Raw genomic sequence first — 18,929 nt, forward strand, 5'->3', positions numbered from 1 at the left:
CTCAGGGCCGGTCGTCGAAGGGCGCGAAGACCTCCGCGACCCAGTCGACGAACAGCCTGAGCTTGGCGCTCAGGTGCCGGGAAGCGGGGTACACGACATACAGCGGATGACGCGGGCGCGTCCAGTCGCCAAGGATCGTGCGCAACGCGCCGGAGGCCAGATGCGGTGCCGCCGCGAAGCGGAAGGTCTGGCCGAGCCCAGCGCCCGACAGCAGCGCGTCGGTCGGTTGACGCGGGGCGCCCCGCCGATGCCGCGCGAAGGCGGCGGCGCTCAGTCGAGCTTCCAGCGCAGCGCCTCGCCGCCGCGAAGCGGCTTGAGCTGCGCGGCTTCGCCGAAGGGGACGGACTCGGGCAGCTTCCATTCCGTCCTGCGCAGCGTGACCTGCGTCGTGTTGCGCGGCAGGCCGTAGAAGTCGGCACCGTGGAAGCTGGCGAAGGCCTCGAGCTTGTCGAGCGCACCGGCGGCCTCGAAGGCCTCGGCGTAGAGCTCCAGCGCGGACAGCGCGGTGAAGCAGCCGGCGCCGCACACCGAGTTCTCCTTCATCACCGATGCATGCGGCGCGCTGTCGGTGCCAAGGAAGAACTTGGGGCTGCCGGAGGTCGCCGCCTGGATCAGCGCCAGGCGATGCTCCTCGCGCTTGAGCACCGGCAGGCAGTAGTAATGCGGCCGCAGCCCGCCCATGAAGATCGCGTTGCGGTTGTAGAGCAGGTGCTGCGGCGTCACCGTCGCGCCGGTGAAGCGCTCCGCCGCGGTCACGTACTGCGCCGCTTCCTTGGTCGTGATGTGCTCGAAGACCACCTTCAGCTCGGGGAAGTCCTTGCGCAGCGGCGTCATCACGCGATCGATGAAGAAGGCTTCGCGATCGAAGACATCGACGTCGCCGTCGGTGACCTCGCCATGCACCAGCAGCAGCAGGCCCGCCTTCTGCATCGCCTCCAGCGTCGCGTAGGTCTTGCGGATGTCGGTGACGCCGGCATCGCTGTTGGTCGTCGCGCCGGCCGGATAGAGCTTGAGCGCGACCACGCCGGCCGCCTTCGCGGCGGCGATCTCCTCGGGGCGCGTGCGGTCGGTCAGGTAGAGCGTCATCAGCGGCTCGAAGTCCACGCCCGCGGGCACGGCGGCGAGGATGCGCTCGCGGTAGGCCTGGGCCTGCTCGGCTGTCGTGATCGGCGGCTTCAGGTTGGGCATCGCGATCGCGCGCGCGAACTGGCGCGCGGTGTACGGGACGACGCTCTGCAGCGCGGCACCGTCGCGCAGGTGCACGTGCCAGTCGTCGGGGCGGGTCAGGACAAGGGTTTCGCTCATGGGGCAGGATTGTCGCACCGCCCCTTCCCAGCGTTCGCTGCGCTCCCGCGTTCGTCCGCCCGTGCCAGGTGACTGGTCACGCTTCGTGCTGACTCTGCGACATGGCGAAAAACCGCACGCCGGCACCATGTCCGATGCGATTTGCCACACACAGGGGCGACCCGTGAGGCGACCACTGCCCGGAGCGCTGCGATGCGCGCCACTGACCTCGACCAGGTTCCTCCGCGGTGGATGCCGGGACGAGTGGCCTCGTCTCCGGGAATCCGGAATGCGCCCTAATGCAGCTGTTGCCCAAAGCCGGGGGAAGATCCGGTGCGAATGGCAGCAGATGCCAGACTGAGAAATCAACAACTTACGCTTTGTCGCCGGGTCCCCGATGAGTAGCTGGTCACCCGCAGCCGCCTCCCCGCAACCGGCCTTCGGCCAGCCTCCGTCTTCCCGAGCTCGGCGGCGGCTAGGCAGCTGCAGTTCGAGCTGGGGCCTCGGCAGCTCGAGTCCCTGCTGGCAATCGGGCAGGCACCACACGCGTCCCAATGGCGGAGGGACGAGCTCGTAACCCGTCACCGATGTTGGGAGGCTTCTGAAGATTTCGGATCAATATAGCAGGCGCCCTCATCTGGTTTCTCGTCCTTCGTGTTCTCGAACAAGGCCAACGTGTCGTACTCGAATGAGCGCACCAAGAACGCGATCTCCCCAGCGGTGATGTCTCGAAGGATACGCGTTAACAGTAGGCCTTCATCTGCAGGAAGGCGCCCCAGTTGCCATGCCACTTTGGCCGCTGACCAGTTTTAAGGGGTCACGTGGCAATGGCCACAAGAAGGCAACCGCTGCGCCCTGCGCAGGAATAGCTGTGCTCGTCAGCGTCTTCCACATGACGGACCGGCGCGGGCCGCTCGCAAGAAGCCGCTCTCAGTTCACTTGGCACCGCAAAGCGAGTCTGATCGTGGCAAACGAGCCAAACCGGGTCAAAGTTCGGTCTGTGCCAACGGTCTGGTACCCACGCGGGCGAGGCCGTCCGACTTTGCCTCGTTCACGCCTGATTGAGGTTGACCTTCCATCGGCATGAAATCGCGTGCAATTTGGCCGTGTTCCAGCACAACGACCCGCTGCGCCATTGCAATCGTTTCTGGTCGATGAGCCACCAGTATTCGAGTCAGCGAGATCCGCTTGATCGCCGCATTCACGATCTGCTCGTTGCAGACGTCCAGGTGGCTTGCGGCCTCGTCGAGGACCAGCAACTTGGGATCCTTGTAGAGTGCCCGGGCCAACAGGATTCGCTGCTTCTGACCGCCGGACAGCCCTGTGCCTATGTCGCCGACGAGTGTGTTGTAACCCGACGCTGCTGCAAGGTCATCTGTGCGTTGATGCGAGCGACGTCGCCGGCCAGATCATCGGAGCGACGCTCCAAGGTCTCGATGCGCTGGCGGGACTGCTCTAGTAGCTGCTCACGCTCGCCAGCGAAGCTTTGACGCCGCGACTGAATGAGCGTGGAGATCGCCTTCTCCGCGTCATCTCCCGTGGCGCTGTTGCGCTGGCTGACCAGCGAGAACAGGATGTCTCCCGCACGCACGGCCTGCCCTTCCTCCACCATCCGGCGGCTGACGAGGCCATTCTGTACCGGTGTCACGCGGATCAGGCCGGCGGCCGGCACAACGACTCCGGCAACCTGCGCCTTTCGCTGGTAGCCGCACGTCGCGAAGAAGAGAAGCAAGCCGCACGCTATCGCGACGAACAACGCAACCAACAGGCTGTGTCCGACCTGATGGGGCAGGACGATCTCGCCATAGCGGCGGGAGCCGTGCCCCTTCAACACCGCAGTGCGAAACAAGGAACTGCTCATTTTCGGGAGTTTGAACCGTCCGCGTTGGCGCGGATCTGCGGGTAATTAGCGGAGAAGAGTCCCCGCCAGTGTCGCCGGCAGGTTGAATATTGCGTGTTGCATAACGGTGATCCAATAAGCGCGGCGACTGCCCGACGGATGCCATAGAACATAACTCACGCCGTAGACAAGAAATCCTACGCAAGCTGCAATGGCCATCCATGAGGCTGCAATTGCATGTATCAATGCCATCAGGCCTACCATTATGGCGACTGAAAGTTTGGCATCGCAAAAATGCCGTGCCGCACCAATCATCGCAATCATGATCAGATTCTCGATCGCCGGCGCGAAGAGCAAACCGGAAAGTATTCGAACCCAGGGCTCGCGATCCGGCAGGGATTCTGGTTGGGCGGTCAAAACAAAAGGCAGGGCAATACCTGCGGCGATCAGCCATGCAGCCGGTGCCGTCAACATTACGAAGATGAACCACCGCTGGTGGTCGATCAGCCGTTGCAAGAACTGAATAAATCGTGGCATGCCGTTGAGAGGGCCCCAGGGGGCCCTCAGCGCGATTAACCGAAGGTACAGGTCCACCACGGCCGCCAGGTACAGCCAGCCCTGCCAGGTGCGGATGTAGGTGATGTCGGTCACCCAGACCTTGTTGGGCGCGTCCACCCTGAACTGGCGTTGCACATGATTGGGTGCGATCAACGAGGGTCGGCCGGCGATGTGGCGTGGTGCCTTGTAGCCGCGCACTGCCTTGATCTTGTGGGCCCGCATGATGCGCGCCACCCGATGCACACCGCAGGTCTCACCCGCCTCGCGCAAGTCCCCGAAGACCCGGCGCGACCCATAAACGCCATGGCTGCCGGCGTAGGAGTTCCTGATGAGCTCCAGCAGCCGCTGGTCCTCCTTGTGTCGCTCGGATTCGGGCTGATGCAGCCACGCGTAGAACCCGGCCCGATTGACCTTGAGCACCCGGCACATCAGCGTGATGGCGAACTCCTGCCGATGCTCGTTCATGAAGCGGTACTTCACTCGGGCTCCTTGGCAAAGTACCGCGCGGCTTTTTTTAGAAGATCGCGCTCCTCCTCCAGGCGGCGCATCTGCGCGCGAAGACGAAGGATCTCGCTCTTGGCCTCGAACAACTCCTTGGACTGCTGCTCACTGGTGTCGGGTGACACCGCCTTGACCCACTTGTATAGGCTGTGCGCGGACACCCCGATACGGGCCGAAACTTCGGCGACCGAGTACCCTCGCTCGGTGACCTGCTTGACTGCTTCTTCCTTGAATTCCGGGGTAAACCTCGGTGCACCCATGACTGCCCTCCTATGCTCAAAGGATAGGGACAGGATGTCTACCCGACCAGGGACAGTCCAGATTTGACCGTTCTATAGAGCGCTGCAGACTCATTCTTGAGAGCATGGAGCCGCTTGAGTTCTGCGTCTAGACGAGCTCGCCGATCGACGAGCATCAAAATTGAGGTCGGGGTTCGTGGCATGCCGTAAGTGAACCCCACACCGCATGTGCAGTCGAGGGCAACAGCTGCATTAGGGCGGCTGGTGCGAGGGACGCCCTCGGGCGCCCGCGATCAGTGCTGCAGGATCTTCGCCAGGAAGTCCTTGGCGCGCGGCGAGCGCTGGTCCGGGTTGCCGAAGAACTCGTCGCGGGTGCAGTCCTCGACGATCTTGCCGGCGTCCATGAAGATCACGCGGTGGCTGACCTTCTTGGCAAAGCCCATCTCGTGCGTCACGCACATCATGGTCATGCCCTCGTTGGCCAGCTGCACCATCACGTCCAGCACCTCGCCGACCATCTCCGGATCCAGCGCCGAGGTGGGCTCGTCGAACAGCATCACGATCGGGTCCATCGACAGCGCGCGAGCGATCGCCACGCGCTGCTGCTGGCCGCCCGACAGCTGCCCCGGGAACTTGTCCTTGTGCGCCATCAGGCCGACGCGCTCCAGCATCTTCAGGCCGCGGGTCTTGGCATCGGACATGTTGCGGCCCAGCACCTTGACCTGCGCCAGCGTGAGGTTCTCCGTCACCGACAGGTGCGGGAACAGCTCGAAGTGCTGGAACACCATGCCCACGCGCGAGCGCAGCTTGGGCAGGTTGGTCTTGGGATCGGTCAGGCTGGTGCCGTCGACGACGATGTCGCCCGCCTGGATCGGCTCCAGCGCGTTCACCGTCTTGATCAGCGTGGACTTGCCCGAGCCCGACGGCCCGCACACCACCACGACCTCGCCCTTCTGGATGGTCGTGGAGCAATCGGTCAGCACCTGGAACGGGCCGTACCACTTGGAGACGTTCTTGATTTCAATCATGGAGCGGACCTCAGCGGATGATGGCGATCTTCTTCTGCAGCCGGCGGACCAGCATGGACAGGCTGAAGCAGATCACGAAGTAGACGACGGCCGCGACCAGGTAGGTCTCCATCGGCCGGTTGAAGTTCTTGCCGGCGACCTCGAAGCCCTTGAGCAGGTCGTAAGCGCCGATCGCGTAGACCAGCGACGTGTCCTGGAACAGCACGATGGTCTGCGTCAGCAGCACCGGGAGCATGTTGCGGAAGGCCTGCGGCAGCACCACCAGACCCATCGTCTGCTTGTAGTTCATGCCCAGCGCATACCCCGCGAAGACCTGCCCCTTGGGCACCGACTGGATGCCCGCGCGCATGATCTCGGAGTAGTAGGTCGCCTCGAACAGGGTGAACGTGATCAGCGCCGTCTTCTCCGCGCCCAGCGGCCCCGCGATGTACGGGATCAGCAGGAAGAACCACAGGATCACCATCACCAGCGGGATCGAGCGCAGCGTGTCGACGTAGATCGCCGCCGGCCGCTCCAGCCACCATTTGCCCGACAGCCGCATCAGCGCCAGGATCGTGCCCAGCACGATGCCGCCGATCATGGCCGAGAAGGTCAGCTGGATCGAGAACCACAGCCCCTTGGCGACGAAGGAGGACAGGACCTCCCAGGTCAGGAACGAGAAATCGAGTTGCGTCATGTCACTTCGCCCCCAGGATGCCGGGCACGCGGACGTACCACTCGATCACCTTGGCCAGGCGGTTGATCGCATAGGCCGAGATGAAGTACAGCAGCGTCACGGGCAGGAAGATCTGCACGAAGCTCGACTGCTCCGAAGCCTGCAGCGCGAACTGCGCCAGGTCGGGAATGCTCACCGCGAAGGCCACCGCCGAGTTCTTGACGATGTTCATGCTCTCGCTGGTCAGCGGCGGAATGACGATGCGGAAGGCCATCGGCAGCAGCACGTAGCGATAGGTCTGCGGCAGCGTCAGGCCCAGCGCCTGGCCGGCGTAGCGCTGGCCCTTGGGCAGCGTCAGGATGCCGGCCTTGACCTGCTCCGAGATCCGCGCCGAGGTGAACAGGCCGATCGCGATCACGACGAGCACGCTGGGCGGCAGGTCCAGGATCGGGAACAGGCGCGGGATCACGTGGTACCAGATGAAGAGCTGGACGATCAGCGGGATGTTCCGGAACAGCTCCGTCCATGCCTCGCCGAACATCGCCAGCTTCTTGTTGGGCACCGTGCGCAGGATGCCGATCAGCGATCCAGCCACCAGCGCGACCAGCAGGCCCAGGACCGAGACGAACATCGTCCAGCCCCAGCCGTGGATCATCGCGTCCAGGTAAGTCTCATAACCGGGGGCGCCGAGACACTTCGGCGCGACCTCCTCGGTCACCATGTCTGTGCAGTACAACTGCCAATCCCAGCTCGCCATGGCGTGCTCCATCCATCAATGCGAAGGGCCGCCCACATGCGCATGCTGCGGCCCTTCCAATCTCCGGCCTCCCCGGCGCGCATCGCGGACGATGCGCCGGCGGCCAGCGTCACGCCCCCTTGCGACAAGGCGCCCCGCGGGGCGCCTTGCGCTCAGGGAACCGTGCTTACTTCTTGGCGTATTCCTCGACCGGCTTGTCGTTCGGATTCGCCCAGGCGTCCTTGGTCGCCGCCGTCGCCGGCAGGCCGACCTTGGTGTTGGTCGGGGGGATCGGCTGCGTGAACCACTTGTCGTACAGCTTGGCGATCTCGCCGGACTTCATCATGCCCTTGATGCTGTCGTCCACCGCCTTCTTGAAGGCCGGATCGTCCTTGCGGACCATGATCGCGATCGGCTCGACCGACAGCACTTCGCCGACGATCTTGAAGCCCGCCGGATTGCGCGACTTGGCGATGTTGCCGGCCAGGATCTGGCCGTCCATCACGAAGGCGTCGGCACGGCCCGACTCCAGCAGCAGGAAGCTGTCGGCGTGGTCCTTGCCCAGCACTTCCTTGAAGTCCACGCCATTGGCGCGCTCATGCTTGCGCAGCAGCTGGACGGAGGTGGTGCCGGTGGTCGTCGCGACGGTCTTGCCGTTGAGCTGGGCGATCGAGGTGATGCCCGAGTCGGCCTTCACCGCGATGCGCACTTCCTCGACATAGGTCGTGACGGCGAAGGCCACGTCCTTGGCGCGGGTCATGTTGTTGGTGGTGGAGCCGCACTCGATGTCCACGGTGCCGTTCTGCACCAGCGGCACGCGGTTCTGCGAGGTCACCGGCAGGTACTTGATGTCCAGCTTGGACAGGCCCAGCTGCTTCTGCACGTCGGCCAGCACGCGCTGGCAGATCTCGACGTGGTAGCCCACGTACTTGCCATCGCCGAGCGTGTACGACAGCGCGCCCGAGGACTCGCGCACGCCCATGGTCACGCTGCCTGTGTCCTTGATCTTCTTCAGCGTGTCGGCTTGCGCCACGCCAACCAACGCCGCGCCAAGGGCCAGGACTAGCAATGCCTTCTTCATAGTTGCTCCTGCGTGTTCGGATTCAAAAGCGGATTCGAGGGAGGCTCGACCGGTGAGCCGCCCAACCGGCAGAGCAGACCATGAGCGGCTGCCTTGCAGGGTAGGGAGTATCACGCATCTCGAGGTGTTGCGTGGCTTACATATGCAGGTTTCATGCCTGCCCGGCGGCGGCGTGCGTCAGGAAGTTCCAGAGCGCCTGCGCCACCGGTTTCACACGTCGCGCCGAGCCCTGGCGCTCGCGGTACATCCGCAGCTCCATGTTCAGTTCGTACTGGCCCGGCTCGGCGGCGCGCACCAGCCGGCGCGCCTTCACTTCCTTCTTCACCGAGCTCGCCGGGAGGAAGGCCAGCCCATGGCCCTCGAGCGCCATGGCCTTGAGGCTCTCGGCCATGTCGGTCTCGAAGACCGATTCGAGGTTGAGCGGCTGCGCCGCGTCCTTGACGATCAGTTCCACCAATCGCCCGAGATAGGCGCCGGAGGCGTAGCTGAGGAAGGGAATCTTCTGGCCGGGGTGTCCGGAAATCCGGAACATCGGCGCGCCGCCTGTGTCAGCTTTCGCATAGGCGGCCAGCGTCTCGTGGCCCAGCGAGACCGATTCGTAACGCTCGGGGTCCAGTTGCAGCGGCTGGCTGGGATGGTGATAGACGACCAGCAGGTCGCAGTTGCCTTCGCTCAGCTGCAGCGTCGCGTCGTGGACATTGAGCGCATTGAGCCGGCACTTCACTTCGCCGAAGCGCTGGCGCAGCTCCATCAGCCAGTGCGGGAAGAAGCTGAAGGACAGCGAGTGCGGCACGGCGAACTCGATCATGTCCTGGCCGGCCGACTGGTGGCTGCGCAGCATGTTGCGCGTCGCCTGCAGGTTGCCGAGCAGGTCGACGGCCTGGCCCAGCAGGGTTTCGCCGGCGGCGGTCAGCCGCGTCGGATAGGACGAACGGTCGACCAGATCGACGCCCGCCCACGCCTCCAGTGCCTGGATGCGGCGCGAGAACGCCGGCTGCGTGACATGCCGCAGCTGGGCCGAGCGGGAGAAGCTGCGCGTCTCCGCCAGGCTCACGAAGTCTTCAAGCCATTTGGTTTCCACGGCGCGGGAGTTTAGCCGCGAGGGGCCGTCGATGCCGCCGTCGCGTCCTGCCCGTCCTGCTGCAGGGCCCACATCTGCGCATAGCGGCCGCGCCGCGCCAGCAGCGCCGCATGCGTGCCGCGCTCGACGATGACGCCCTGCTCCATCACCAGGATCTCGTGCGCATCGACCACGGTCGACAGCCGGTGCGCGATGACCAGCACCGTCTTGTTCCGTGCCGCGGCCTCGAGCTCGGCCTGGATGGCGCGCTCATTGCGTGAATCCAGCGCCGAGGTCGCCTCGTCGAAGATCAGGATCGGCGGATCCTTCAGCAGCGTGCGGGCGATCGCCACGCGCTGCTTCTCGCCGCCGGAGAGCTTGAGCCCGCGCTCGCCCACCATGGTCTGGTAGCCCTGCGGCAGCGCCTGGATGAACGCATGGATGTGGGCCGCCTTCGCCGCGGACTCGATCTCCTCGGTCGTCGCCTCGGGGCGGCCGTAGGCGATGTTGTAGGCGATGGTGTCGTTGAACAGCACCGTGTCCTGCGGGACGATGCCGATCGCCCGGCGCAGGCTGTGCTGCGTGATCTCGGCGATCGACTGGCCGTCGATCGCGATGCGGCCCGACTGCGCGTCGTAGAAGCGGTAGAGCAGCCGCGCCAGCGTGCTCTTGCCCGAGCCGCTCGGGCCGACCACCGCGACCTTCCTGCCCGCCGGGATCTCCAGGCTGACGCCCTTGAGGATGGGCCGCTGCGGCTCATAGGCGAAGTGCACGTCCTCGAAGCGCACCGATGCGCCCTCCACCCGCAGCGCCGCGGCGCCAGGCGCATCCGCGACCTCGCGCTCCCGGGCCAGCAGCCCGAACATCTTGTCCAGGTCGGTCAGGCTCTGCTTGATCTCCCGGTAGATCACGCCGAGAAAGTTCAGCGGGATGTAGAGCTGGATCATGAACGCGTTGATCATGACCAGGTCGCCCAGGCTCATCTGCCCGGCCACGACGCCCTGCGTCGCGCGCCACAGCATCGCCACCAGCGCGACCGCGATGATCACCTGCTGCCCGCTGTTGAGCAGCGACAGCGTCGTCTGCGACTTCAGCTGCGCGCGGCGCAACCGCTCCAGGCTCTGGTCGTAGCGGGCGGCCTCGAAGTCCTCGTTGTTGAAGTACTTCACCGTCTCGTAGTTCAGCAGCGAGTCGATCGCCTTGCTGTGCGCCTGCGAGTCGAGCTCGTTGAGCTGGCGGCGGAACTGGGTGCGCCACTCGGTGACCACGATGGTGAAGCCGATGTAGAACACCAGCGCGGCGCCGGTGATCCAGGCGAAGAGCACGTCGAACTTCACCGCCAGCAGGCTGAGCACCAGCACCACCTCGACCAGTGTCGGGAAGATGCTGTAGAGCGAGTACGAGATCAGCGCGTGCACGGCGCGCGTGCCGCGCTCGATGTCGCGGGTCATGCCGCCGGTCTGGCGCTCGAGGTGGAAGCGCAGGCTCAGGTCGTGCAGATGCCGGAAGACCTGCAGCGAGATGCTGCGCGAGGCGCCCTCGGTCGCCTTGGCGAAGATCAGCTCGCGAGCCTCGGTGAACAGCGAAGTGCACAGGCGCAGCATCCCGTAGGCGAGCAGCAGTCCGACCGGCACGACCATCAGCGCCTGGGCGCTGCCGGGTGGGATGTCGAGGCTGTCCACCAGCTGCTTGAGCAGCACCGGCACGCCGACATTGGCCAGCTTGGCGCCGATCATGAAGGCCAGCGCGATGCCGACGCGCCAGCGATAGCGCCAGAAATACGGCAGCAGGCGGCCGATGGTGTGCCAGTCGCCGCGGGCCTCGGGCGCGGCAGAGGGCGATGGCATGGAGGTCGGCGCGGAGGTGCCGGCGAGCGTGGAACGGCGCATGGACGAAGGGCTGGACTGTCGTGGGGTCGGGCATCGGGTCCGGCGCCTGGTCTGGCGGGGCCGGACATGCTGGACGACAATGCCGGCCATTGTCACCGTTTGCCGATCATGAGCGACTCCACCGTTCCCAATGCCCCCGCGGCTCCCGCCGCGCCTGCGTCGACGTCCAGCCTCCTGTCCCCAGAGACGATCGGCCCGCGCGAGCTGGTGATGCGCGTGATGCCGATGCCGGCCGACGCCAATGGCAACGGCGACATCTTCGGCGGCTGGATCATGGCGCAGGTCGACCTGGCCGGCTCGGTGCTGCCGGCACGCATCTCGCGCGGACGGATCGCCACGGTGGCGGTCAACGAGTTCATCTTCAAGCAGCCGGTGTCGGTGGGCGACCTGCTGAGCTTCTATGCGCAGGTCACCCGCATCGGCCGCACCTCGATCACGGTGCACGTCGAGGTCTTCGCCGAGCGCAACCCCGCCAATCCGCATGTGGTCAAGGTGACCGAGGCCAACCTGACCTACGTCGCGATCGACCGCGAAGGCAAGTCGCGGGTGATCGGCGAAGCCTAGGCGGACGCCCCATCCCCAGGGTTTGTACGTAGATTCCGCAGCTGACTTCAAGTTGCGGGTGGGATACTGCGCCGCCTGGGTGCCGAGCCACGCCGGTGACGGCGCCTGCGGCGCCCTCAACCGGAGCCGTCCCCCATGCTGTCCCCTTCCGCCTCCGCCACGCCGGTCGTCTCCGTGCCGTGGTACCGCCATCTCTACCTGCAGGTCGTCGTCGCGATCGTGATCGGCATCCTGCTCGGTCACTTCGAGCCGAAGTTCGCCGTCACCCTGCAGCCGCTGGGCGATGCCTTCATCAAGCTGGTGAAGATGATCATCGCGCCAGTGATCTTCCTGACCATCGTGACCGGCATCGCGGGCATGACCCAGCTCAGCCGGGTCGGCCGGGTGTTCGGCAAGGCGATGGCCTACTTCCTGTTCTTCTCGACGCTGGCGCTGATCGTCGGGCTGGTGGTCGCGAACGTGGTGCAGCCGGGTCACGGCATGAATGTCAACGTCGCGGACCTGGACCAGAAGGAAGTGCACCGCTACGTCGAGAAGACGCATGACCTGACGCTGGTCGGCTTCCTGATGGACGTCATCCCGAAGTCGCTGGTCGGTGCGCTGGCGGACGGCAACATCCTGCAGACGCTGTTCGTCGCGGTGCTGTTCGGCATCGCGCTGGCCCTGGTCGGCGACCGCGGCAAGCCGGTGCTGAACTTCTTCGAGGCGCTGACCGCGCCGGTGTTCCGGATGGTGCACATCCTGATGAAGGCGGCGCCGATCGGCGCGCTGGGCGCGATGGCCTTCACCATCGGCAAGTACGGGCTGGCCTCGCTGCTCAACCTGGGCATGCTGGTGGGCAGCTTCTACGTGACGGCGCTGCTGTTCGTGCTGGTGATCCTGGGCATCGTCGCGCGGCTGTGCGGCTTCTCCATCATCAAGCTGATCCGCTATCTGAAGGCGGAGCTGCTGCTGGTGCTGGGCACCTCGTCCTCGGAGTCGGCGCTGCCGTCGCTGATGGAGAAGATGGAGAAGGCCGGCTGCGAGAAGACAGTGGTCGGGCTGGTCGTGCCGACGGGTTACTCCTTCAACCTGGACGGGACCAACATCTACATGACGCTGGCGGCGCTGTTCATCGCGCAGGCCACCAACACCGAGCTGACGCTGGGTCACCAGATCACGCTGCTGCTGGTGGCGATGCTGAGTTCCAAGGGCGCCGCAGGCGTGACCGGCGCCGGCTTCATCACGCTGGCGGCGACGCTGTCGGTCGTGCCGGAAGTGCCGGTGGCGGGCATGGCGCTGATCCTGGGCGTGGACCGCTTCATGTCGGAATGCCGCTCGCTGACCAACTTCATCGGCAACGCGGTGGCGACGATCGTCGTCTCGAAGTGGGAACGTGCGCTGGACCACGATGCGCTGGACCTGGCGCTGTCGGGCAAGACCATCGATCCGGACGACCTGCCGATCCGCGTCGCCGGACCGGCCGAGACGGCGTGAGCGAACTCATCGCATGAACGACAACGGGCGCCGAGGCGCCCGTTGCTTCGTCCGGGGGGTGCGGCCAGCTGGCCGTCCCCGATCAGAACTTCGAGAAATCCGGCTGGCGCTTCTGGAAGAAGGCCTGGAAGGCTTCCATCGCCTCCGGGCTGCGCAGCCGAGCACCGAAGATCTCGGCTTCAGCCTGGATGGTCTCGAGCAGTTGCTCCTTCGTCGCGCGGCGCATCAGCTGCTTGCTTTCGCGCACCGCGCTCGGCGGCAGCTTGTTGAAGCGCTCGGCGACGCGGCGCGCCTGGGCCACCACCTCGCTGGCGGGCAGCACCGCGTTCGCGATGCCGCACTCCACCGCCTGTTCGCCGGTGAACGGGTCGCCCAGCAGAATCTTCTCGGCGGCGCGGCGCGGGCCCATCAGCTTGGGCACCAGCAGGCTGGAGCCGAACTCGGGCACCAGACCCAGGCTCACGAAGGGCATCGCCAGCCGCGCGTCGTCGGCCACGTAGACGAAGTCGCAATGCAGCAGCAGCGTCGTGCCGATGCCGATCGCCGCGCCATTCACCGCCGCCACGATCGGCTTGTCGCAATTGATCATCGCGCGCATGAACTGGAACACCGGCGCGTCCTCGTCCCGCGGCGGGCTGCCCATGAAGTCCTCGATGTCGTTGCCCGAGGTGAAGATCTGCGGCTGGCCCTGGATCAGCACCGCGCGCACGCTGCTTTCGGTGTTGGCGGCGACCAGCGCGTCGGCCATCTCCTGGTACATCGCGCGGGTCAGCGCGTTCTTCTTTTCGGGGCGTGCGATCTCGATGGTCTGCACGCCGTTGACGATGGCGGTCTTGATGCTCATGGAGCACTCTCCTCGTTCAATGAATGGCCGAGATCATGCCAGCCAGCCGCTGACCTGCGGCCAGAGACTGCGCTCGAATCGATCGCGGAAGAAGCCGAAATGGCCGATGCGGCGTTCGCCGATGTCCTTCGGCGCGATGCGGCGCAGCTCGGGGCGCGCGCCGGCGTAGAAGCCGTGCAGCGACTCGGTGTTGCGGCGGGACATGAATTCGTCGTCGGTGAACGCGAGCGAGAGCATCGGCAGCGACAGCGAGGCGTACTGCGCGCGCAGCGCATCGCCGCCCTCGCCCATCATGTAGTCGCGATCCAGGCACCAGCGGCGCCATTGCGCCATCACGCCGCGCGGCAGGTCACCGACCTTGCGCAGCTTGCGGCCGGGGAAGTAGCCGAACAGCGGCAGCGCCAGCGGGACCACCACGTACCAGAGCCACCAGACGTAGCGGCGCAGGCCGACCGAGTTCTCGCGCCAGTAGCCGCTGCCGCAGCCCACGGTCACGGCGCGCGAGACGCGTGAGCGGTTGGGCAGCAGGCCCAGGATCTGGCCGCCCAGGCTGTGGCCCAGCCAGTGGATCTCGCGCTGCGGCGCGCCATGCTCGCCGAGCAGCCTGTCCAGGTGCGCGAGCGCCGCCGCGGCGTCGCGTTCGGCCCAGGTGCGGATGTCGGCGTCCAGGCCGCGCAGCGAGCGCTTCATCGCGTCGGGACGCGAGGCGCCCATGCCGCGGTAATCGAAGCTCATCACCAGCCAGCCCTGCGCCGCCATCCAGCGGGCGAAGGCCGCGTAGTAGCGCTGCTCCACGCCCATCGCCGGAGCGATCAGCAGGCCCGCCTTCGCGGTGGCCGGGTCACCGTAGAGGTGACCCTGGAGCTCGAAACCATCGTCAGCATGGAAACGGATCATGTCGGTCCCCAAAGAAGAAAGCGCGGCCTGGGCCGCGCTTTCCAAGCTGCGCTTACAGCCTTTCGATGATGCCCGCGGCGCCTTGACCCGCGCCGACGCACATCGTCACCATGCCGTACTTGGCACCGGTGCGACGCAGGCCGTGGATCACGGACGCGGCGCGGATCGCGCCGGTCGCGCCCAGCGGATGGCCCAGGGCGATCGCGCCGCCGTTCGGGTTCACCTTGGTCCGGTCCAGCACGATGCCCTTGGCGTCGAGGTCGTTCAGCACCGCCAGCGACTGCGCGGCGAACGCCTCGTTCAGTTCCACCCAGCCCAGGTCCTCGGCCTTGATGCCGGCCAGCTTCAGCGCGGCCGGGATCGCCTCGATCGGGCCGATGCCCATGATCTCCGGCGGCACGCCGCGCACCGCGAAGGACACGAAACGCGCCAGCGGCGTCAGGCCGAAACGCTTCACCGCCGCTTCCGACGCGACGATCAGCGCGCCCGCGCCGTCCGAGGTCTGCGAGCTGTTGCCCGCCGTGACGCTGCCCTTGGCGGCGAACACCGGCTTGAGCTTGGCCAGGCCTTCCATCGACGTGTCCTTGCGCGGACCTTCATCGATGTCCACCGTGCGGCTCTTGACGATGACACCGTCCCCATTCAGGTCGGGCTGGCGGTCCTTGATCTCGAACGGGGTGATCTCGTCCTTGAAGAAGCCGCCCTCGATCGCGGCCAGCGCGCGGCGGTGCGATTCGAGCGCGAACTCGTCCTGCGCCTCGCGGCTCACCTTCCACTTGTCGGCGACCTTCTCGGCCGTCAGGCCCATGCCGTAGGCCAGGCCGATGTTCTCGTCGCGCTCGAAGATCGCGGGCGGGAACGACGGCTTGTTGCCGCCCATCGGCACCATCGACATCGACTCGACGCCGCCGGCGATCATCACTTCGGACTCACCGACGCGGATGCGGTCCGCGGCCATCGCCAGGGCGGTGATGCCCGAGGCGCAATAGCGGTTCACCGTCACGCCGCCCACCGTGTTCGGCAGGCCCGACAGGACCGCCGCCACGCGGGCGATGTTCATGCCCTGCTCCCCTTCCGGGAACGAGCAGCCGATGATCGCGTCCTCGATCACCGACGGGTCCAGGCCCGGCACCTGCGCCATCGCGGCCTGGATCACCCGGGACAGCATCTCGTCCGGACGGGTGTTCTTGAAGTAGCCCCGGCCCGACTTGCCGATGGGCAGGCGGGTGGCGGCGCAGATGTAGGCGTCTTGAACTTGCTTGCTCATGATGTGTTCCTTGTGGGCTGCGCTGCTCAGTTGCGAACGGGCTTGCCCGTCTGCAGCATCCCCATGATTCGCTCTTGGGTCTTCGGGTGCTCCAGCAGCGAGCAGAAGTGCTTGCGCTCCAGCGACATCAGGTACTCCTCCGTCACCAGCGAGCCGGCCTCGACTTCACCGCCGCAGACCACGTCCGCGATCAGCGACGCCAGGTGGAAGTCGTGCTGGCTGATGAAGCCGCCATCGCGCATGTTGGCCAGCGAGGACTTCACCGTCGCAATGCCCGAGCGGCCGGCCACCGGGAACTTGGCCTTCAGCGGCGCGCGGTAGCCCGAGTCCGCCATCGCCTTGGCCTGCGCCGTGGCGACGAACAGCAGCTCGTCCTTGTTGGGAACGATCACGTCGCTGTCCAGCAGGTAGCCCAGCTTCTGCGCTTCCAGCGCGGAGGTCGCCACCTTGGCCATCGCGGCATTGGTGAAGCCATCCTTCAGGAAGGCGAAGATGTCCGCGTTGGCGTTGCCGGCCGCGGCCATTTCAGCCGCGCGGCGCGCGATGTAGGTCAGGCCGCCGCCGCCCGGGATCAGGCCGACGCCCACTTCCACCAGGCCGACATACGACTCCATGTGCGCGACACGTCGCGCGCAATGCACCGCCAGCTCGCAGCCGCCGCCCAGCGCCAGGCCGCGCATCGCGGCGACGACCGGCACGTTGGCGTAGCGCACGCGCAGCATCATGTCCTGCAGCTTCTTCTCTTCCGGCGCGATGCCCTTGGCGCCCTTGGTCATGAAGACCGGCATCAGCGCTTCCAGGTTGGCACCGGCGGAGAAGACGTCGTCCGGCGACCAGATCACCAGGCCCTTGTACTTGGCCTCGGCGATCTCGACCGCCTTGAGCAGGCCCTCGGTCACCGTCGGGCTGATCAGGTGCAGCTTGCAGTTGATCGAGGCGATCAGCACTTCGCCGTCCAGCGACCAGACGCGGACCTCGTCGTTCTTGAACTCCTCGGTGCCCGCCTTCAGCGGCTCGACCGCGCCCTCGCCGACCAGCGACTCGGGGAAGGCCTGGCGCTCATAGACCGGCAGCTTGGCGCGCGGCTTGAACTTGCCTTCCTTGGCACTCCAGGAGCCGTCCTTCGAATGCACGCCGCCGTTCTCGGCGACCGGACCCTCGAAGACCCACTTCGGCAGCGGCGCGCTCGACAGCGTCTTGCCGGCGTCGATGTCGGCCTGCACCCATTCGGCGACCTGCTTCCAGCCAGCGGCCTGCCACAGCTCGAACGGGCCCTGCTGCGAGCCAAAGCCCCAGCGCATCGCGAAGTCGATCTCGCGAGCGGTGTCGGCCACGGTGTCCAGGTGCACGGCCACGTACTGGAAGGAGTCGCGCAGGATGGACCACAGGAACTGCGCCTGCGGGTTGGTCGATTCCTTCAGGAGCTTGATGCGATCGGCGGCCGGCTTCTTCAGCATGCGCGCGACGATCTCGTCGGCCTTCTTGCCGCCCGCGACGTACTCGCCGGTGGCGAAGTCCAGGCGCTGGATGTCCTTGCCGACCTTCTTGTAGAAGCCCGCACCGGCCTTCTGGCCCAGCGCGCCCTTCTCGATCAGACCGGCCAGCACCTTGGGCGTGGCGTAGGTCGAATAGAAGGGATCGTCCTTCAGGTTGTCCTGCATCGTCTTGACGACGTGCGCCATCGTGTCCAGGCCCACCACGTCCGCCGTGCGGAAGGTGCCCGACGAGGCGCGACCCAGCTTCTTGCCGGTCAGGTCGTCGACCACGTCCACGGACAGGCCGAACTTCTCGGCCTCGATCATCGTGGCCATCATGCCGGCGATGCCGACGCGGTTGGCGACGAAGTTGGGCGTGTCATTGGCGCGCACGACGCCCTTGCCCACGGCGGAGGTCACGAAGCTCTCGAGCTGGTCGATGACCTCGGGGTTGGTGGTCGGCGTGTTGATCAGCTCGACCAGGTACATGTACCGCGGCGGGTTGAAGAAGTGGATGCCGCAGAAGCGCGGCTTGATCGACTCCGGCAGGACTTCCGACAGCTTGGTGATCGACAGGCCCGAGGTGTTGGACGCCACGATCGCATGCGGCGCGACGAACGGCGCGATCTTCGTGTACAGGTCCAGCTTCCAGTCCATGCGCTCGGCGATGGCCTCGATGATCAGGTCGCAGTCCTTGAGCAGCTCCAGGTGCTCCTCGTAGTTGGCCTGCTGGATCAGCGCGGCGTTCTCGGGCACGCCCAGCGGCGCCGGCTTGAGCTTCTTCAGGCCCTCGACGGCCTTGGTGACGATGCCGTTCTTCGGGCCTTCCTTGGCGGGCAGGTCGAACAGCACGACCGGCACCTTCACGTTGACCAGATGGGCGGCGATCTGCGCGCCCATCACGCCGGCGCCGAGCACGGCGACCTTGCGAACTTGGAATCGACTCATGGTTTCTCCAATGAGCATCACTCGGATGCAGGGGGTGTGGTTCTGGCGTCGCGCTTACTCGACGCGGATCCAGGTCTGGGTGCGGCCCAGCAGCGGCATGCCGACAAAGCCGCGGACCTCGAGCTTCTTGCCGCCGTCGATCGGGCGCAGGCGCACGCGATAGACCTTGCCGTTGCCTGGATCGAGGATGTCGCCGCCATCCCAGAGCTCGGCGTCGTTGCCGTTCTTCTTGACGTTGCGCAGGATGGTCAGGCCCAGGATGGGCTGGCCCTTGCGCTCGTCGGTGCACTCGTCGCACTTGGCGGCCTGCTTGGCGGGATCGGTGATCTTCTCGATCTTGCCGGTGAGCACGCCGCCTACCTCGCTGATGCGCACGGTGGAGCGCTCCTGCTTGGTCTCGTCGTCGATCGTCTTCCACACGCCCACCGGCGTGGTCGCGGCCTGGGCCAGCGCGAGGTTGGCGGACAGTCCGAGGCCCAGGGCGACGGCGGTGGCGAACAGCGGTTTCATCGTGTCTCTCTCCGTTTCTTCTGTACAGCCGCGCCCTGTGCCGGACGCGTCGATGCGCGATGTTGCGGGCCCGGGTC

16 protein-coding genes and 2 pseudogenes are annotated in these 18,929 nt (G+C 66.1%); 2 read left to right on the top strand and 16 right to left on the bottom strand.

Going from position 1 to position 18,929, the window contains the following annotated elements; genetic code table 11:
* Nucleotide 1: 1 nt before the first annotated feature.
* The 11 genes and pseudogenes from CS062_RS26055 to CS062_RS00140 form a co-directional block, all read right to left on the bottom strand.
* A complete protein-coding gene (locus CS062_RS26055) occupies nucleotides 2-145 on the bottom strand; it encodes a hypothetical protein (RefSeq protein ID WP_158238622.1) in 144 nt (47 codons plus the stop codon).
* A gap of 125 nt (nucleotides 146-270) precedes the next feature.
* Entirely contained in the window at nucleotides 271-1,305 is a 1,035-nt protein-coding gene (pyrC, locus tag CS062_RS00095; protein WP_099859460.1) for a dihydroorotase, read from the bottom strand.
* A 965-nt stretch (nucleotides 1,306-2,270) separates the two neighbouring features.
* Nucleotides 2,271-2,660 (bottom strand): annotated as a pseudogene (locus tag CS062_RS00100) (ATP-binding cassette domain-containing protein); the annotation flags it as partial.
* A complete protein-coding gene (locus CS062_RS00105; RefSeq protein ID WP_099859461.1) occupies nucleotides 2,612-3,145 on the bottom strand; it encodes an HlyD family secretion protein in 534 nt (177 codons plus the stop codon). The pseudogene CS062_RS00100 and the gene CS062_RS00105, both read right to left, overlap by 49 nt.
* Nucleotides 3,146-3,700: 555 nt before the next feature.
* Nucleotides 3,701-4,443: pseudogene (locus tag CS062_RS00110) on the bottom strand (IS3 family transposase); the annotation flags it as partial.
* A 272-nt stretch (nucleotides 4,444-4,715) separates the two neighbouring features.
* On the bottom strand, nucleotides 4,716-5,450 hold the full coding sequence (locus CS062_RS00115) for an amino acid ABC transporter ATP-binding protein (protein ID WP_099859462.1): 735 nt from the start codon (nucleotides 5,448-5,450) through the stop codon (nucleotides 4,716-4,718).
* A 10-nt stretch (nucleotides 5,451-5,460) separates the two neighbouring features.
* The gene (locus CS062_RS00120) at nucleotides 5,461-6,126 is read right to left on the bottom strand and encodes an amino acid ABC transporter permease (RefSeq protein WP_091726120.1); all 666 of its coding nucleotides are present in this window, start codon (nucleotides 6,124-6,126) and stop codon (nucleotides 5,461-5,463) included.
* Nucleotide 6,127: 1 nt separating this feature from the next.
* Nucleotides 6,128-6,862, bottom strand: coding sequence for an amino acid ABC transporter permease (locus tag CS062_RS00125; RefSeq protein ID WP_099859463.1), 735 nt, complete (start codon nucleotides 6,860-6,862; stop codon nucleotides 6,128-6,130).
* A gap of 166 nt (nucleotides 6,863-7,028) precedes the next feature.
* On the bottom strand, nucleotides 7,029-7,922 hold the full coding sequence (locus CS062_RS00130) for an amino acid ABC transporter substrate-binding protein (protein WP_099859464.1): 894 nt from the start codon (nucleotides 7,920-7,922) through the stop codon (nucleotides 7,029-7,031).
* Between the two features lie 151 nt (nucleotides 7,923-8,073).
* Nucleotides 8,074-9,003 (bottom strand): LysR substrate-binding domain-containing protein, encoded by a 930-nt coding sequence (locus CS062_RS00135; protein ID WP_091726131.1) that lies wholly within the window; start codon nucleotides 9,001-9,003, stop codon nucleotides 8,074-8,076.
* A gap of 11 nt (nucleotides 9,004-9,014) precedes the next feature.
* A complete protein-coding gene (locus tag CS062_RS00140; protein ID WP_099859465.1) occupies nucleotides 9,015-10,871 on the bottom strand; it encodes an ABCB family ABC transporter ATP-binding protein/permease in 1,857 nt (618 codons plus the stop codon).
* A 108-nt stretch (nucleotides 10,872-10,979) separates the two neighbouring features.
* Between CS062_RS00140 and CS062_RS00145 the strand changes: the two genes are divergently transcribed.
* Nucleotides 10,980-11,435, top strand: a complete 456-nt coding sequence (locus CS062_RS00145; protein ID WP_099859480.1) for an acyl-CoA thioesterase — start codon at nucleotides 10,980-10,982, stop codon at nucleotides 11,433-11,435.
* 135 nt (nucleotides 11,436-11,570) lie between these two features.
* Nucleotides 11,571-12,911 (top strand): dicarboxylate/amino acid:cation symporter, encoded by a 1,341-nt coding sequence (locus CS062_RS00150; RefSeq protein ID WP_099859466.1) that lies wholly within the window; start codon nucleotides 11,571-11,573, stop codon nucleotides 12,909-12,911.
* A gap of 82 nt (nucleotides 12,912-12,993) precedes the next feature.
* Here the strand turns inward: CS062_RS00150 and CS062_RS00155 are convergent, their stop codons facing one another.
* From CS062_RS00155 to CS062_RS00175, 5 genes are read right to left on the bottom strand one after another with little or no spacing between them, the layout of a single operon-like run.
* On the bottom strand, nucleotides 12,994-13,755 hold the full coding sequence (locus CS062_RS00155; protein ID WP_099859467.1) for an enoyl-CoA hydratase: 762 nt from the start codon (nucleotides 13,753-13,755) through the stop codon (nucleotides 12,994-12,996).
* 33 nt (nucleotides 13,756-13,788) lie between these two features.
* Nucleotides 13,789-14,652, bottom strand: coding sequence for an alpha/beta hydrolase family protein (locus CS062_RS00160; RefSeq protein WP_143742207.1), 864 nt, complete (start codon nucleotides 14,650-14,652; stop codon nucleotides 13,789-13,791).
* A gap of 52 nt (nucleotides 14,653-14,704) precedes the next feature.
* Nucleotides 14,705-15,919, bottom strand: coding sequence for an acetyl-CoA C-acyltransferase (locus CS062_RS00165; RefSeq protein WP_099859469.1), 1,215 nt, complete (start codon nucleotides 15,917-15,919; stop codon nucleotides 14,705-14,707).
* A gap of 26 nt (nucleotides 15,920-15,945) precedes the next feature.
* Nucleotides 15,946-18,342, bottom strand: coding sequence for a 3-hydroxyacyl-CoA dehydrogenase/enoyl-CoA hydratase family protein (locus CS062_RS00170; RefSeq protein WP_099859470.1), 2,397 nt, complete (start codon nucleotides 18,340-18,342; stop codon nucleotides 15,946-15,948).
* Between the two features lie 54 nt (nucleotides 18,343-18,396).
* Entirely contained in the window at nucleotides 18,397-18,852 is a 456-nt protein-coding gene (locus CS062_RS00175; protein ID WP_099859471.1) for a DUF2147 domain-containing protein, read from the bottom strand.
* Nucleotides 18,853-18,929: the final 77 nt, after the last annotated feature.

The sequence above is a fragment of the Roseateles chitinivorans genome (assembly GCF_002761755.1).
Classification (GTDB): Bacteria; Pseudomonadota; Gammaproteobacteria; order Burkholderiales; family Burkholderiaceae_C; genus Roseateles; species Roseateles chitinivorans.

Coding starts and splice junctions, on each gene's coding strand:
- pyrC (WP_099859460.1), bottom strand. CDS start 1,305: ATGAGCGAAACCCTTGTCCTGACCCGCCCCGACGACTGGCACGTGCAC.
- CS062_RS00105 (WP_099859461.1), bottom strand. CDS start 3,145: ATGAGCAGTTCCTTGTTTCGCACTGCGGTGTTGAAGGGGCACGGCTCC.
- CS062_RS00115 (WP_099859462.1), bottom strand. CDS start 5,450: ATGATTGAAATCAAGAACGTCTCCAAGTGGTACGGCCCGTTCCAGGTG.
- CS062_RS00120 (WP_091726120.1), bottom strand. CDS start 6,126: ATGACGCAACTCGATTTCTCGTTCCTGACCTGGGAGGTCCTGTCCTCC.
- CS062_RS00125 (WP_099859463.1), bottom strand. CDS start 6,862: ATGGCGAGCTGGGATTGGCAGTTGTACTGCACAGACATGGTGACCGAG.
- CS062_RS00130 (WP_099859464.1), bottom strand. CDS start 7,922: ATGAAGAAGGCATTGCTAGTCCTGGCCCTTGGCGCGGCGTTGGTTGGC.
- CS062_RS00140 (WP_099859465.1), bottom strand. CDS start 10,871: ATGCGCCGTTCCACGCTCGCCGGCACCTCCGCGCCGACCTCCATGCCA.
- CS062_RS00145 (WP_099859480.1), top strand. CDS start 10,980: ATGAGCGACTCCACCGTTCCCAATGCCCCCGCGGCTCCCGCCGCGCCT.
- CS062_RS00150 (WP_099859466.1), top strand. CDS start 11,571: ATGCTGTCCCCTTCCGCCTCCGCCACGCCGGTCGTCTCCGTGCCGTGG.
- CS062_RS00155 (WP_099859467.1), bottom strand. CDS start 13,755: ATGAGCATCAAGACCGCCATCGTCAACGGCGTGCAGACCATCGAGATC.
- CS062_RS00160 (WP_143742207.1), bottom strand. CDS start 14,652: ATGATCCGTTTCCATGCTGACGATGGTTTCGAGCTCCAGGGTCACCTC.
- CS062_RS00165 (WP_099859469.1), bottom strand. CDS start 15,919: ATGAGCAAGCAAGTTCAAGACGCCTACATCTGCGCCGCCACCCGCCTG.
- CS062_RS00170 (WP_099859470.1), bottom strand. CDS start 18,342: ATGAGTCGATTCCAAGTTCGCAAGGTCGCCGTGCTCGGCGCCGGCGTG.
- CS062_RS00175 (WP_099859471.1), bottom strand. CDS start 18,852: ATGAAACCGCTGTTCGCCACCGCCGTCGCCCTGGGCCTCGGACTGTCC.